Annotated in this window: 15 protein-coding genes and 1 tRNA gene; 12 read left to right on the plus strand and 4 right to left on the minus strand. The window is 58.4% G+C overall.

Going from position 1 to position 14,030, the window contains the following annotated elements; genetic code table 11:
* From ACIPIZ_RS25420 to ychF, 4 genes are all read left to right on the plus strand, one after another.
* A partial coding sequence (locus ACIPIZ_RS25420) for a hypothetical protein (protein ID WP_401168094.1) occupies positions 1-180 on the plus strand: 180 nt, incomplete at its 5' end.
* Complete coding sequence (locus tag ACIPIZ_RS25425) at positions 177-776, plus strand: 50S ribosomal protein L25/general stress protein Ctc (protein ID WP_064387646.1); 600 nt, start codon at positions 177-179, stop codon at positions 774-776. The genes ACIPIZ_RS25420 and ACIPIZ_RS25425, both read left to right, overlap by 4 nt.
* A 171-nt stretch (positions 777-947) precedes the next feature.
* Positions 948-1,532, plus strand: coding sequence for an aminoacyl-tRNA hydrolase (pth, locus tag ACIPIZ_RS25430; protein WP_401168097.1), 585 nt, complete (start codon positions 948-950; stop codon positions 1,530-1,532).
* A 22-nt stretch (positions 1,533-1,554) separates the two neighbouring features.
* A complete protein-coding gene (gene ychF, locus ACIPIZ_RS25435; protein WP_007912904.1) occupies positions 1,555-2,655 on the plus strand; it encodes a redox-regulated ATPase YchF in 1,101 nt (366 codons plus the stop codon).
* Positions 2,656-2,840: 185 nt separating this feature from the next.
* Here the strand turns inward: ychF and ACIPIZ_RS25440 are convergent, their stop codons facing one another.
* Positions 2,841-4,058, minus strand: a complete 1,218-nt coding sequence (locus ACIPIZ_RS25440) for an MFS transporter (protein ID WP_401168101.1) — start codon at positions 4,056-4,058, stop codon at positions 2,841-2,843.
* A gap of 449 nt (positions 4,059-4,507) precedes the next feature.
* Here ACIPIZ_RS25440 and ACIPIZ_RS25445 point away from each other — a divergent pair, with 449 nt between their 5' ends.
* Together ACIPIZ_RS25445 and ACIPIZ_RS25450 are read left to right on the plus strand one after the other, a co-directional pair.
* Positions 4,508-6,565 (plus strand): methyl-accepting chemotaxis protein, encoded by a 2,058-nt coding sequence (locus ACIPIZ_RS25445; RefSeq protein ID WP_401168103.1) that lies wholly within the window; start codon positions 4,508-4,510, stop codon positions 6,563-6,565.
* Between the two features lie 115 nt (positions 6,566-6,680).
* A tRNA-Met gene (locus tag ACIPIZ_RS25450) sits at positions 6,681-6,757 on the plus strand.
* Positions 6,758-6,772: 15 nt separating this feature from the next.
* Here ACIPIZ_RS25450 and ACIPIZ_RS25455 read toward each other — a convergent pair.
* The gene (locus tag ACIPIZ_RS25455) at positions 6,773-7,069 is read right to left on the minus strand and encodes a SymE family type I addiction module toxin (protein ID WP_082355398.1); all 297 of its coding nucleotides are present in this window, start codon (positions 7,067-7,069) and stop codon (positions 6,773-6,775) included.
* Positions 7,070-7,287: 218 nt separating this feature from the next.
* Between ACIPIZ_RS25455 and ACIPIZ_RS25460 the strand changes: the two genes are divergently transcribed.
* Genes ACIPIZ_RS25460 through ACIPIZ_RS25470 form a run of 3 tightly spaced genes read left to right on the plus strand, consistent with a single transcriptional unit; the run spans position 7,288 to position 9,079 of the window.
* Positions 7,288-8,535 (plus strand): S-type pyocin domain-containing protein, encoded by a 1,248-nt coding sequence (locus ACIPIZ_RS25460; RefSeq protein WP_150647980.1) that lies wholly within the window; start codon positions 7,288-7,290, stop codon positions 8,533-8,535.
* 4 nt (positions 8,536-8,539) lie between these two features.
* Positions 8,540-8,797 (plus strand): bacteriocin immunity protein, encoded by a 258-nt coding sequence (locus ACIPIZ_RS25465; protein WP_150647981.1) that lies wholly within the window; start codon positions 8,540-8,542, stop codon positions 8,795-8,797.
* Positions 8,798-8,827: 30 nt separating this feature from the next.
* Positions 8,828-9,079, plus strand: a complete 252-nt coding sequence (locus tag ACIPIZ_RS25470) for a bacteriocin immunity protein (RefSeq protein WP_401168107.1) — start codon at positions 8,828-8,830, stop codon at positions 9,077-9,079.
* Between the two features lie 74 nt (positions 9,080-9,153).
* On the opposite strand, the gene ACIPIZ_RS25475 is transcribed toward ACIPIZ_RS25470, so the two are convergent.
* Positions 9,154-10,266, minus strand: coding sequence for a DUF2817 domain-containing protein (locus ACIPIZ_RS25475; protein WP_401168110.1), 1,113 nt, complete (start codon positions 10,264-10,266; stop codon positions 9,154-9,156).
* Between the two features lie 269 nt (positions 10,267-10,535).
* Here ACIPIZ_RS25475 and ggt point away from each other — a divergent pair, with 269 nt between their 5' ends.
* The 3 genes from ggt to ACIPIZ_RS25490 all read left to right on the plus strand — a co-directional run bounded on the left by ggt (position 10,536) and on the right by ACIPIZ_RS25490 (position 13,295).
* Complete coding sequence (gene ggt, locus ACIPIZ_RS25480; protein WP_401168113.1) at positions 10,536-12,368, plus strand: gamma-glutamyltransferase; 1,833 nt, start codon at positions 10,536-10,538, stop codon at positions 12,366-12,368.
* 249 nt (positions 12,369-12,617) lie between these two features.
* A complete protein-coding gene (locus ACIPIZ_RS25485; protein WP_150647984.1) occupies positions 12,618-12,920 on the plus strand; it encodes a type II toxin-antitoxin system HigB family toxin in 303 nt (100 codons plus the stop codon).
* Between the two features lie 3 nt (positions 12,921-12,923).
* The gene (locus ACIPIZ_RS25490; protein WP_064387655.1) at positions 12,924-13,295 is read left to right on the plus strand and encodes a type II toxin-antitoxin system HigA family antitoxin; all 372 of its coding nucleotides are present in this window, start codon (positions 12,924-12,926) and stop codon (positions 13,293-13,295) included.
* Between the two features lie 41 nt (positions 13,296-13,336).
* On the opposite strand, the gene ACIPIZ_RS25495 is transcribed toward ACIPIZ_RS25490, so the two are convergent.
* The gene (locus ACIPIZ_RS25495) at positions 13,337-13,969 is read right to left on the minus strand and encodes a LysE family translocator (protein WP_105708765.1); all 633 of its coding nucleotides are present in this window, start codon (positions 13,967-13,969) and stop codon (positions 13,337-13,339) included.
* Between the last annotated feature and the right edge of the window lie 61 nt (positions 13,970-14,030).

A 14,030-nucleotide genomic window follows, 5' to 3' on the forward strand; every position in this document is an offset into this window, starting at 1 on the left:
CATTTAAGATTCTTTCAGCGCGATGTTCCGTTAAGGGCCCTGCCCTTCTCGAAATGTCTCGTTGACGAAAAGCGCCCCGCCCCGGCATTCCTGCCGGGGCGGGGCTTTTTTGCCCATACCGTGTTTGGCGCTGGTCGCAAACGCCACTCCGGTCATGGCTATTTTGGAGATACAAAATGAACGATTTTACTCTGAATGCTGAAGTGCGTTCCGACCTGGGGAAAGGTGCGAGCCGCCGCCTGCGTCGTCTCGCCGCTCTGGTTCCAGCTGTTGTTTACGGTGGCGAAAAAGCCCCTGAATCCATCAGCATGCTGGCCAAAGAAGTTGCCAAACTGCTCGAAAACGATGCTGCCTACAGCCACGTTATCGAACTGAACGTTGGCGGCAAAAAGCAGAACGTCATCATCAAAGCTCTGCAACGTCACCCGTCCAAGGGTCACGTTCTGCACGCTGACTTCGTACGCGTCGTAGCCGGCCAGAAACTGACCGCTATCGTGCCTGTGCACTTTGTCGGTGAAGAAGCTCCGATCAAGAAAGGCGGCGAGATCTCGCACGTCCTGAACGAAATCGAAGTAACTTGCCTGCCGAAAGATCTGCCTGAGTTCATCGAAGTCGACCTGTCGGCTCTGGAAATCGGCGCAATCGTTCACCTGTCCGACCTCAAAGCCCCTAAAGGCGTTGAGTTCGTTGCACTGGCTCACGGTGACGACAAAGCTGTTGCAAACGTACACGCTCCACGCGTTGCTCCAGAAGCTGAAGAAGGCGCAGCAGAGTAATTCACTCTGTCATGCCTGAGTGAGCAAGTAACATCGCGGACTGGAACGTAGCGAGAAAGCGGGCGAGAACGCGGAGTTTACATCCATGGTAAATGAGCATTTTTCGTCCACTTTCGCCGCTTTGCCTGATCGCGGCGATGTTACTCACCACTCAAAGGAAGGGCCCCTATCGTGACTGCCATCAAACTGATCGTTGGCCTGGGAAATCCAGGCGCCGAATACGACCAGACCCGGCATAACGCAGGGGCCCTTTTTGTTGAGCGCATCGCCCACGCACAGAATGTGAATCTTGTGGCCGATCGCAAATATTTCGGCCTGACCGGGCGCTATTCGCACCAGGGTCAGGATGTTCGTCTGCTGATTCCCACCACCTACATGAACCGCAGCGGCCAGGCCGTGGCGGCACTCGCCGGTTTCTTCCGCATCAAGCCTGAAGAAATCCTCGTGGCGCACGACGAACTCGACTTGCCTCCGGGCGTTGCCAAGCTCAAGCAGGGCGGCGGCCATGGCGGTCACAACGGGTTGCGCGACATCATTGCGCAACTGGGCAATCAGAATACGTTCTACCGCCTGCGGCTTGGCATTGGCCACCCGGGCGTTGCCAGTATGGTTTCAAATTTCGTCCTGGGTCGTGCGCCACGCGCCGAACAGGAAAAACTCGATGCCAGCATCGTGTTTGCGCTCGGCGAGCTGCCGGAAATCCTCGCCGGTGAATGGAACCGCGCGATGAAAAACCTGCACAGCCAGAAGGCCTGACTCTACTCCGAGGGGAAACACCATGGGATTCAATTGCGGCATCGTCGGTCTGCCTAACGTCGGCAAGTCCACCCTGTTCAACGCCCTGACCAAATCCGGTATCGCGGCCGAAAACTTCCCCTTCTGCACCATCGAGCCGAACAGCGGCATCGTGCCGATGCCGGATCCGCGTCTGGAAGCCCTGGCGGCCATCGTCAATCCGAAGCGCATCCTGCCGACCACCATGGAATTCGTCGACATCGCTGGCCTGGTAGCCGGCGCCTCGAAAGGTGAAGGCCTGGGCAACAAGTTCCTCGCCAACATCCGCGAAACCGACGCGATCGCTCACGTCGTGCGCTGCTTCGAAGACGAAAACGTGATCCACGTTTCCAACAGCGTCGATCCGAAGCGCGACATCGAAATCATCGACCTGGAACTGATCTTCGCCGACCTCGACAGCTGCGAGAAGCAACTGCAGAAAGTTGCGCGTAACGCCAAAGGTGGTGACAAGGACGCCGTGGTTCAGAAGGCTCTGCTGGAGCAACTGATCGCGCACTTCACCGAAGCCAAACCGGCGCGCAGCCTGATGAAGAACATGAGCGCTGACGAAAAAGCGGTGATCAAGGGCTTCCACCTGCTGACCACCAAACCGGTCATGTACATCGCCAACGTTGCTGAAGACGGTTTCGAGAACAACCCGCACCTGGACGTGGTTCGCGCCATCGCCGAAGAAGAAGGCGCGATGGTCGTTCCGGTCTGCAACAAGATCGAAGCTGAAATCGCCGAGCTCGATGACGGCGAAGAGAAGGACATGTTCCTCGAGGCCCTGGGCCTGGAAGAGCCTGGCCTGAACCGCGTGATCCGCGCCGGCTACGAAATGCTGCACCTGCAGACCTACTTCACCGCCGGTGTCGAAGAAGTCCGCGCCTGGACCGTCAAAGTCGGTGCCACCGCTCCTCAGGCCGCCGGCGTGATCCACACCGACTTCGAGAAAGGCTTCATCCGCGCCGAAGTGATCGCCTACAACGACTTCATCCAGTACAAGGGCGAAGCCGGTACCAAAGAAGCCGGTAAATGGCGTCTGGAAGGCAAGGATTACATCGTCAAAGACGGCGACGTGATGCACTTCCGTTTTAACGTGTAAGCGACACGCCCAAGAAAAAGCCGCGTTTGATACGCGGCTTTTTTGTGCCTGGAATATTTTCCGCCACGCCACCAATCCCCTGTAGGAGTGAGCCTGCTCGCGATAGCGGAGTGTCAGTCAATTCAACCGTAACTGACACACCGCTATCGCGAGCAGGCTCACTCCTAAAATGGGAAATGTGTGAATCAGGTTTTTTTGGTCCGCGGCAGGAAAATCGCCAGTACGCCAAATAGTGGCAGGAACGAGCACAGGAAATACACGTACTCAATCCCGTGAATATCCGCCAGATGCCCCAGCAACGCCGCGCCAATCCCGCCGAAACCAAACATCAGACCGAAGAAGATTCCGGCGATCATCCCGACATTGCCCGGCACCAGTTCCTGCGCGTACACCACAATCGCCGAGAACGCCGAAGCGAGAATGAAGCCGATCACCACGCTGAGGACAGTGATCCAGAACAGATCGACATGAGGCATCAGCAGCGTGAACGGTGCCACGCCGAGGATCGAGAACCAGATCACCGCCTTACGCCCGATCTTGTCGCCAATCGGCCCGCCGAAAAATGTGCCCGCCGCCACCGCGCCTAAAAACAGGAACAGGTGCAGTTGCGAACTGGCCACCGACAAGTCGAACTTCTCGATCAGGTAGAAGGTGAAGTAACTGGTCAGGCTGGCCATGTAGAAATACTTGGAAAACACCAACAGCCCCAGCACCACCAGCGCACTGGTCACCCTGCCCTTCGACAGCCCGTGAGTCGCTGCCTGACCGGCCTTGAGCTTGAACAGATTGAGGTGATGGGCGTACCAGCGGCTGATGCGGTACAGCACGAACAGCGCAAACACCGCGAACAAACCGAACCACGCCACATTGCCCTGACCGAACGGAATGATGATCGCCGCCGCCAGCAACGGGCCAAACGCGGAACCGGCGTTACCGCCAACCTGAAAAGTCGATTGCGCCAGACCAAAGCGTCCGCCCGAGGCCAGTCGCGCAATCCGCGAGGCTTCCGGGTGGAACGTCGAGGAACCGATACCGATCAGCGCCGCCGCCAGCAGAATCAACGGAAAACTGCCGACCATCGACATCATCACGATGCCAATTAGCGTGCAGATTGAACCGGCCGGCAACAGCCACGGTTTCGGATGCCGGTCGGTGTGATAACCGACCCACGGTTGCAGCAGCGACGCGGTCAGTTGAAAGGTCAAGGTGATCAGGCCGACCTGAGTAAAGGTCAGGCCGTAATTGGCCTTGAGCATCGGGTAGATCGACGGCAGCACCGACTGGATCAGATCGTTGATCAAATGCGCCAGCGCCACCGCGCCGATGATACGCATCACCAATGGACTGCTTTGGGGAGCAGCGGGCGCCGAGGCAGCGGCGGTCTGAACGTTGCTGATAGCCATGGAAGTTTTCCGGACAGCAGATGGGTGCACGCAGGCAGGTGCGTCAATGTGCCATTTTTCGGTGCGCCAGCGCCATCCCCTTAGCCAGCTAACTAACCAACCAACTGAATCACAGATCAATCCCTGTAAGAGCTGCCGAAGGCTGCGATCTTTTGATCTTGATCTTAAAAACAAAGATCAAAAGATCGCAGCCTTCGGCAGCTCCTACACAAAGCCCGGATTATCTGGACAAGGTGATAGCGCAACGCCATGGTCTGAATCTTGCCTTGCTTCTCCCCTTGAACGCGGGCGCCTTACAAAGGCGACCGACAATGGGAAGTTTCGCTACAGAGCCGGCCTACAGAGCGGGCGAGAGTGAACTTTCGAGGCCTTTTAGCAGGGCACAACATCCAGGTCGCACGACCGCGATGCACGCCATTGGTGCGTGGTGTCCAGAGGAGTCATGGGGCATGCAGGCTTTCCTTTCACCGGGGATCAAATTGCTGGGGCGGTTTGGCTTCGCAGGTAAATTCCAGTTGTTGTTTCTGCTGTTCATTCTGCCGTTGGCCGGCAGCCTGTTGATGATCGGCCAGGACTATCGCGACAAGCTCAATCTGATTTCCGGCGAACGCGCCGGCGTGCGCCAGTTGCTCGCGCTGGATGCGCTGGACAACCTGCTCGCCGCCCAACGTGACCGCGCTGCCCGCTGGCGCGCCACCGAAACCAATCGCCAGCCGACACCGGCCACTCTCGCCGCCATGGCCGCGTTCGATGCGGTGCAACCGGCGGTTCTGCAAGCCACCACAGATTTGGGCAACGCGTTGAAAAACGAAGGTGCCGAAGGCGAAACCCTCAGTCGTTATCAAGCGCTGCAAACCGCGCTCAACGGCCTGGACTCGAAAAGCCTCAGCGGTGTCGGTTGGTGGCCGGACGGCTACGACCGTTTCACCAACGCCCTCAGCGCCCTGCAAGCGTTGCGCGAGCAGATCGTCATGGACAACCGCCTGACTCTCGCGCCGTGGCTGGAAACCTACTTGCTGACGCAAATTTCCACGCAACACGCGCCGGACCTGATCGAACGGGTCGGCCGCCTTGCCGCAGTCGGCCAGGCCTCGGTCGTCTCCGGCCAGTTCACCCTGCAAAGCCGTTTGCAGTTGCGTGACCTGCGCAGCCGCATCGGCGATGCCCGCGAGCAACTGGTGAAAACCGCCACGCTGCTCGAAGCACGCCTGCCGAAAGATCAGCAGAGTTGGGCCAGCCAATACCACGATAGCCTCAAACACCTCGACAGCGGTCTGAAGGTGCTGGATGACGGTGTGTTCGGCGGCTCTATCAATCTCAAACCGGAAGAATTCGAACGCAGCCTCGATGCGCTGTTGACCGACCTCGCCGCCCTGCGCCAGCAATCGCTGGTGTCGCTGGATCTGCGCCTCGACGCCTACCACAGCTCAGCAATCCGACAGTTCATCCTCGTCGCAGCGATCTTCGGTTGCCTGCTGCTCGCGGCGTTGTATTTGTTCGTCTGCCTGCAAGCCTCGATCCGCCGCAGCGCCAGCGGAATTACTTTGCTGGCCGAAGCCCTGCGCGATGGCAACCTCAGCCTGCAAGTGCCGGTGGTGGGCCGCGACGAACTGGCGGCGATCAGCACTGCGCTCAACGTCGCCGTGGTGCAACTACGCAACAGCATGCTCGGCGTCGATCACGAGACCTCGCAGTTGAGCAACGCGGTGCGCAGCCTCAACGAACATTCCAGCGGCGCCCTCGGCGAAGTCGAGGCGCAGCAGTTGCAGATCAGCCAGATCGCCGCTGCTGCCACGCAATTGGCCGCGACATCGCAAGGCGTGGCGCAAAGCTGCGAACAGGCCTCCGGCAGCGCGCAGCACACCCGCCGCATCGCCGCCGACAGCAGCCGTGACAGCCAACGCACCACGGCGAGTATCCAGCAGCTCAATCAACGCTTGAACGAGACCGCTGCGGCGTTGGGTCGGGTCAGCGAGCAAGGTCAGCAGATTCAATTGGTCGTCGACACGATTCGCGGTGTCGCCGAACAGACCAATCTGCTCGCGCTCAATGCAGCCATCGAAGCCGCGCGAGCTGGTGAACAAGGACGTGGTTTCGCTGTGGTCGCCGATGAGGTGCGCAGCCTGTCGCAACGTACGCAGTCGTCTACCGCGCAAATCGCCGGCACGGTCGACAGCCTGCGCGCTACGGTCAACGAAGCCGTGAGTTTGATGGAAGCTGCCTGCGGCCAGGCGCAAACCGATGCCGAGTCGGTCACCGGTCTCGGTGAACGCCTGGGCGAAATCGCCAGCGCCGTACAGAGCGTCACTGACACGCTCGCCCAGATCGCTACGGCGGTCGAGGAACAGGCCAGCACCGCCGACGAAGTCAGCGGCAATATCCAGCAGGTCGATCAGGCGGCCGTGCGTTTGCTCGAAGGTGCACGCGCGGTGAATCTTGCGGCGGATACCCTGAGTCAGGGCAGCCACGCCTTGAGCGCCAATACGGCAAGATTTCAGCTGCGTTGAGGCCCTGCCCGGCCCGGATTTTCCGGGCTGGAGGATAAGCGGTTGAAAATAAGAAGAAATATTTTAAATTTACGCTTGACGCTTTTCCATTTCAGGGGAATAATGCGCGCCACTTGGCTACATAGCTCAGTTGGTTAGAGCATAGCATTCATAATGCTGGGGTCCGGGGTTCAAGTCCCTGTGTAGCCACCAAGTACTAAAAACGGCTTACCGAAAGGTAGGCCGTTTTTTTATGCCTCGAGAAAAGTCTCGGTAATCTGTTATTCCGCAGTAATCACCAGCCCCCTTCATCACGCGCACTTTGACGTTCTCGTTTACCTCGAATCCTGCCCGCCGTAACCACAGGCCGCGGAACTTGATCCAAGGCACGGGTTTGGCGTTCAAACCTCTTTTTCTTCGTCGCTCGTTTTGGTCGCTGCCTGTGCGATCAGGGCGTCGAGCATCTGCGTAATGACCCTCTGTTGGACCTTCGAAAGCGCCTTGATGGACTGCAGCCGTCCCCATGCAAAGCGAAAGACTACAAGCACGAAACACCCCGGCTTCAGCTGAATCAATCGCCAATCAACAGGCCGAGAGAGCGCTGTAGGAAACAGGTCCGATTCAGGTACGAATTGGATTTTTCGTAAAACCAAGCGCCTGAAACTTGCCCCACCGGTTTGCCCGAATTCCCCATTGACCGACAAGCTTCCCTGGCTCGATTCAAAGCCATACAGGGAGTTGGCATGGCTCGATTCAAATCGCTCTTCGATGAAGATTGGCCCTGGAAGCGCGACTACGGCGGCGCTTCATGGGGCGGGTGGTTTCCACCCAAAGCGCCGGAGCCGGTGTACATCGAAAAGGATGAATGGCCAACGCCCAAGCGCCGCGAAGATCAGGTGTTCGCCAAGTCCTGCACGGTGGATAACTGGTGCCGAACGGACGCCGGTACGGCACCCGAACCCGCCAGCAACTTCGGCAAGATCATGGTCGCCGGCGCCATGCTCTTGCCCTCTGCCAGCACCGCTGTCGCGACGGCAATAGGTGCCGATCTGGCCTTGGGGCGTTTGGCGGGCGGCGGCATTTTGCAACAACGCCTCAACTGGGCAATTCGCGGCGCTGCTGGGCCGGCCAGCGTGTTCGTCCTCGGGATGCTGCCGACCCGCATGGGTGACGGCACGCTGCACACCGACGAACAACTGCGCCGCATGAGCCGCGCCCCCACTCGTGTGCGCTTCCAGTTTCGACGTAATACTGAAGGAGTCATGCAGGTTTACGGCATCCACTCCGGCGCTTCGGGCGATGACTCGGTGCGCACTGTCAAAGTCGAGTGGAACAGCGACAAGACTGCGATGGAGGCCAAGCTCAACGGCATCACGATTTTGTGGACGCCACAACGCGGGCCACTCGGTTCGATGCCGCCGCTGGTTTATCCCGAACACGGCGAGCAACTGAACACGATCCTTGTTCATCCGATTCCCGAGAACACTGATACCCAGATAGAAGGCCTGCCCGGCGAGGACATTACTGCCGAGGATTGTATTCTGGTGTTCCCGGCGGACACTGGGCTTAAGTCGCTGTATGTGGTGTTTTCGAGGCCGGCCAGACTGACGCCAGGTACGGTGACGGGTGTTGGTGAGGATGTGTCGGGGATATGGCTTACTGGGGCGGGAACGGGGATCGGCGCGCCGATTCCGACACGGATTGCGGATAGGCTTAGGGGGCGGGAGTTTTCAAGCTTCGATGCCTTCAGAAAGGCGTTTTGGACTGAGGTTGTGAATGATCCAGAACTGGCTGAGCAATTTAAACCGCAGAATATTGCGCTTATGCGCAGTGGCAGCGCACCTCATGCCCGGTATCAAGATGCTGTGGGTAAAAGAAAAACTTACGAACTACATCACGTTGTATGGGTATCGGAAGGTGGTGATGTATATGACATCGAGAACTTAAGGGTCAGCACGCCAAAAAATCATATAGATATTCACCGGAAATAACCTCATGGCAAATAAAATTACTGATTACACCGAAGAGCAATTCATTAGCTTATTGCAGGAAATATTCACTTCCAATGGGGATGGCACGCCAGAGATGGTGTTGGCGGATCTATTGGATAAATTCTGTGAACTCGCCGAGCACCCCGCCGGTACTGACCTGATTTATTGGCCGGAGGATGACGCTGATTGCACCCCTGAAGGCATCACCGAAACCGTAAAGAAATGGCGCGCCACCAATGAGCTACCCGGATTCAAACGGTAATTCAATCCGCCCATTTAAACCGACCATTGCATGACAAAAATATCTGACTACACAGAAGCTGATTTCGTCGAATTTCTAAAATCCGTACTAGCCGCCAACACCAGCTCCGATGAAATACTTGATCCGCTATTACTGGAGTTTGCGCGTCTATCAGAACACCCGGCGGGATCTGATCTGATTTACTGGCCGGAAGATCTGAGCAAATCCCTAACGGCCGAAGAAATCACCGAAACAGTAAAGCGGTGGCGCGCGGCGAATGGACTGCCTGGGTTCAAGCAATAAGTACCTATACCTCGAGATGATCACCGAACTTGTGTCGAGGGGATAAACCTCCTCACCATAACGCTATGCCTGACCTACTCAGGTTTCTCTGTCGACAGGGCTGCCAACCCCTTCGCCCAAATCTGCCGAGTCCGCAGCCCCACCATCGCCCGCCAATCCGGATCAACCGGATAAAACTGCTCCAGCAAATTCACTTTGATCCCCCTCCCCGTCGCATCCAGCGGATCGCCATGCAAATGCAGCCAATGGTCATCGCGCAAATGCCGATGCACATCTGGCCCCGGATACGTCCCGCACTCGATCACGAACGGCATCAACTGCACGTCCGGTAAAGCATTGAGCAACGCTTGGGAGGTGTACCCGGTAGCCGTCGCTGCCACACCGGTTTCGCTCAAGGTCTCGGCGCCGGTGTGCAGCGTGTAAAGCCATGGGCCATAAATTGCCTGGGCCTGCGCGAGTGCCAGGTAAGGCGCCTGGGTGATGGTCAGCAACATCGGATGGCCGTATTCGCCAGCGCCGGTATGCAGATCGAAACACATCACGGTTTCAGCGCCAGCCAGATGCGCGTCGATGATTTGCTGCAAGGTGCGATTCGACCAGCTCGGCGCGCGGCCGCCGTAAAACAGGCCGTCGGGATGGCTGTGCTGACCGCCCTCGACAATCGACATCACTGCCGGCCAGCCGTGTTCGTTGATCTGCGCATCGAGCAAGACATCCGCGCGTTGGCGCTCGGGGCCGTGCAAATCGGTGCAGGCGTAGATTTCATGAAGTGCCGCGTAAGCGCGGTTATCTGGGAGATGCCCGGTGAAATCCAGATGATTGCGGTTGAGGTCGATGTTGTCTTCGTTGACACGGCGTAACCACGCCGTGCCCCATGGGTTGATCAGGTGAACCATGACCACCGCGACATCCTTGGGCAGCGATCCGGGTTCGAAGGTTTTCAGCCAATCGATCTGACAATCCGAGCCGTAATAGCCCTCGACCCCGTGCGTACCGCTGAGCGCTACCAGCCGGCGTTTGGCCTGCGGATCGCCGAGCACGGCGACGTCGGTGCTCAGCGGTTCGCCGAATGGCCCGCAGCGCGGATGTGCGTAGGAGGTGAGCGTGGCGCCGGCGGCATTGGCGGCGGCGAGAAACTGTTCGCGTTGATTGCGGTAACTGGCTTCGGTGGGGAACTCGCTGTGCATTCTTGGCCTCTTGTGATTTTTATGGTTTGACCTCTGTAGGAGTGAGCCTGCTCGCGATCGCGGTGGGTCAGTCAGCAATGATGTTGAATGTGATGACGCTATCGCGAGCAGGCTCACTCCTACAGGGGATGCTGGTGCTCTATAAATTTGAGCTTGACCCTAGCGAACATCCGCCCCGAAAAGAAAGACAAAAATGCCCACCGGTTTGCGTCGCGACCGAGCGGTCGATAAAGTCCCTGAGACTTTTATCCCACGGACGGAGAGCCCGCGTGTTTTCAGCCTTGCCCTTGAGCCGCTTTCGCCTGCCAGCCCTGACGCTGATCATCAGCGCCCTGACCCTCACCGCCTGCAACGCCCCGCCCTCCTCGACCTTGCCGCTGGCCCCGGAAGCTGCGTCCGGTTTCCGTACCGATCTGCAAACCCGTCACGCCAGTAAACACATGGCAGCGGCTGCCAATCCATTGGCTGCCGAAGCCGGTCGGGAGATGCTGCGTCAGGGCGGTTCGGCGATTGATGCGGCGATTGCGATGCAAGCGGTGTTGACGCTGGTTGAGCCGCAGTCGTCCGGGATCGGCGGCGGTGCGATGATCGTGTTGTGGGACGGCAAACAGGTGCGCACGTATGACGGTCGCGAAACCGCACCGGCCGGGGCGACCGAGAAGCTGTTCTTGCGTGCTGATGGCCAGCCGATGTCGTTCCCGCAGGCGCAGATTGGCGGTCGTTCGGTCGGTACACCGGGCGTGTTGCGCGCGCTGGAGATGGCACACGAACAACACGGTCGTCTGCCATGGGCGAAGCTGTTTGAACCGGCGATCAAACTGGCCGAGCAAGGCTTTGCCATTTCTCCGCGCCTGCATTCGCTGCTGGAATCAGATCCGGTAATCCGCAAATCACCCGACATGGCCAAGTACTTCCTCAACGCCGACGGCAGCGTCAAAGCCGTCGCCACACGTCTGCAAAACCCGGCGCTGGCCGCCGTGCTCAAACGCATCGCCAATGAAGGCCCGGATGCGTTGTACAAAGGCCCGATCGCCGAAGAAATCGTCGCCAAGGTGCAGGGTCACGCCAACCCCGGCAGCCTGTCGCTGAACGATCTGCAGCGCTATCAGGCCAAGGAACGCGCGCCGCTGTGCACCGATTACAAGCGCTGGCAGGTCTGCGGCATGCCGCCGCCGTCGTCGGGCGGGATCGCCGTGGCGCAGATTCTCGGTACGTTGCAGGCACTGGAAACGCGCGATCCACGTCTTTCCCTGACGCCGCTCAAACCAGTGAAAACCGACAAACCGGCGGGCATCGAACCGGCGCCAGAGGCTGTGCATCTGATCGCCGAAGCCGAACGTCTGGCCTACGCCGACCGCGCGCAATACGTCGCCGACACCGACTTCGTGCCAGTGCCGGTAAAAGGCCTGGTCGATCCGGGTTACCTCGCCAGCCGCGCCAGCCTGATCGGCGAACGCAGCATGGGCAGCGTCAAACCGGGCACACCGCCGGGCGTGCAGGTGGCCTACGCGCCGGACCGCTCGCCGCTGCGCATCTCCACCTCGCAAGTGGTCGCGGTGGATGACCTCGGCGGCGCGGTGTCGATGACCACCACCATCGAAGCCGCGTTCGGCTCACACCTGATGGTGCAGGGCTTTTTGCTGAACAACCAGATGACCGACTTTTCGTTCATCCCCGAAGAGAACGACCAGAAAGTCGCCAACCGCGTCGAGCCCGGCAAACGCCCGCGCTCGTCGATGGCGCCAACGCTGATCTTCGATCGCCACAGCGGCGAATTCGTCGCCACGATCGGCTCACCGGGTGGTTCGCAAATCATCGAATACGTCGCCAAAACCACCGTCGGCCTGCTCGACTGGAACCTCGACCCACAAAGCGCCATCAGCCTGCCCAACTTCGGCAGCCGCAACGGCCCGACCGAACTGGAACAAGGTCAGTTCAGCCCGGCGCTGATTCAGACACTGAAAGACAAAGGGCATGCGGTGAATGAAATCGACATGACCAGCGGCACCCAGGCCATCGTGCGGGTCAAGGATGCGCAGGGCAAAGCGTCGTTGGAGGGTGGTGCGGATCCACGGCGTGAGGGCGAAGCGTTGGGGGATTGAGGCTAGGACGCAAAGAGAAAAGGCTTACCGTGAGGTAGGCCTTTTTTGTGGCCAACAGATTGTGTTCACTCGCATCCCGTCGCCTTTTCCTACACCGAAAATTTGCTGCCACGGATAGAGTAAGTGGCCGTTCAGCAAATAACACTTTCGGGATCTGCTGGCATTTATGAACACGCAAATATTAGAACCGTACGTCCACCGACAGCCAACAGCCTTGCATCAGTCCCATAGCGGGACTAGGATCGCGTCATGAGAATTATCGCTGTCAGTCAGCTCAAAAATTTTTGGCAACGGTATCCGGACTCAGAGCAACCACTGTTGGCGTGGATAGATGAAGCGAGGAAAGCAAGCTGGTCAACGCCCTCGGACATCAAGGCACATTTTGCTTCTGCGAGCATTCTGAAAAGCCGCAGAGTGGTGTTCAACATCAAGGGCAATGACTTTCGCCTGATCGTAGCCGTGGCCTACCGCTTCGGCGCCATATACATAAAATTCGTCGGCACCCACAAGCAGTACGATGCAATCGACGCTGATACCGTCGAAATGGAGTAACCCATGAACATACGTCCGATTCATAACGAAGAAGACTACCGTGCGGCGCTCAAAAACGTGTCTGCACTTTTCGACAACGAGCCAGAACCGGGTACCCCTGAAGGTGATTACTTCGACATCATGATCACTCTCATTGAGGCCTATGAAGCCAAACAGTTTCCACTGGATTTGCCCAATCCGATCGATGCCATCAAATTCCGAATGGAACAGTCAGGCCTGTCAGCCGCGGATCTCGCTCCGGCTATTGGTCGAACAAACAGGGTCTATGAAGTGTTGAATGGCAAGCGGGCACTCACTTTGCCAATGATATGGAAACTTCATGAGCTGTTTGGAATTCCTGCCGAAAGCCTGATCAAACCAATGAAGCAAATCTGATACAAATTGCAGCAACCCAGCCTTTGACTGCAACTTAGCGATCAGCGATTAGCCACCAGATGCGCCCCAAACAGCAAATAACAACCACCGGCCAAGCGATCAAGCCATTGCCGCGAACGCTCGTACACACCAGCGATCCGACGGCTGGCGAAGAACAGCGCCACGCAGCAATACCAACTGAACGACAGCGTCGCCATGGTCAGCACCGCCAGCGCCAGCAACAGCGGCGGGATGTGAGCTGGCATGGCGGTGGCGAAGATGGTGGCGACGAACAGTGCTGACTTGGGATTGGTCATGTTGCCCAGAAAGCCGCGACCATAAGCGCCGAGCAACGTTTGCTGCGAGTCATCCAGCGTACCCGCGACAATCGGCGCCTTGCGCTTGAACTGCTTGAGCCCGAGGTAGATCAGGTAGCAGCCACCGGCAATCTTGAAGCTCAGGTACAGCGTCGGCGCGGCACTGAACAGCGACTGAATGCCCAGGCCACCCGCCAGCCCCCACAACACGGTTCCGCTGGCGACGCCGAGCGCCGCGACTACGCCATGACGGCGGGAACGGCTGACCGCGAGTTGCGCGATGTTGAAGAAGTTCGGGCCGGGCGTGACCACCGCCACGGTCCATAACAGGGCCAGCGACAGCAACGGCGCCAGATAACTCGAAAGGGAAAGATCCATGGGGGTATGCGCCTGATTGGGTTCGACGATGCCCTCTACCTTGCAACATCCCGCAATGTTT

It is taken from the genome of Pseudomonas sp. NPDC087690, from assembly GCF_044743175.1.
Classification (GTDB): domain Bacteria; phylum Pseudomonadota; class Gammaproteobacteria; order Pseudomonadales; family Pseudomonadaceae; genus Aquipseudomonas.

Bases quoted from the DNA above. Each gene is read 5' to 3' on its own strand.
- ACIPIZ_RS25425 (WP_064387646.1), top strand. From the start codon at position 177: ATGAACGATTTTACTCTGAATGCTGAAGTGCGTTCCGACCTGGGGAAA.
- ychF (WP_007912904.1), top strand. From the start codon at position 1,555: ATGGGATTCAATTGCGGCATCGTCGGTCTGCCTAACGTCGGCAAGTCC.
- ACIPIZ_RS25440 (WP_401168101.1), bottom strand. From the start codon at position 4,058: ATGGCTATCAGCAACGTTCAGACCGCCGCTGCCTCGGCGCCCGCTGCT.
- ACIPIZ_RS25445 (WP_401168103.1), top strand. From the start codon at position 4,508: ATGCAGGCTTTCCTTTCACCGGGGATCAAATTGCTGGGGCGGTTTGGC.
- ACIPIZ_RS25455 (WP_082355398.1), bottom strand. From the start codon at position 7,069: ATGGGGACGGCTGCAGTCCATCAAGGCGCTTTCGAAGGTCCAACAGAG.
- ACIPIZ_RS25460 (WP_150647980.1), top strand. From the start codon at position 7,288: ATGGCTCGATTCAAATCGCTCTTCGATGAAGATTGGCCCTGGAAGCGC.
- ACIPIZ_RS25465 (WP_150647981.1), top strand. From the start codon at position 8,540: ATGGCAAATAAAATTACTGATTACACCGAAGAGCAATTCATTAGCTTA.
- ACIPIZ_RS25470 (WP_401168107.1), top strand. From the start codon at position 8,828: ATGACAAAAATATCTGACTACACAGAAGCTGATTTCGTCGAATTTCTA.
- ACIPIZ_RS25475 (WP_401168110.1), bottom strand. From the start codon at position 10,266: ATGCACAGCGAGTTCCCCACCGAAGCCAGTTACCGCAATCAACGCGAA.
- ACIPIZ_RS25485 (WP_150647984.1), top strand. From the start codon at position 12,618: ATGAGAATTATCGCTGTCAGTCAGCTCAAAAATTTTTGGCAACGGTAT.
- ACIPIZ_RS25490 (WP_064387655.1), top strand. From the start codon at position 12,924: ATGAACATACGTCCGATTCATAACGAAGAAGACTACCGTGCGGCGCTC.
- ACIPIZ_RS25495 (WP_105708765.1), bottom strand. From the start codon at position 13,969: ATGGATCTTTCCCTTTCGAGTTATCTGGCGCCGTTGCTGTCGCTGGCC.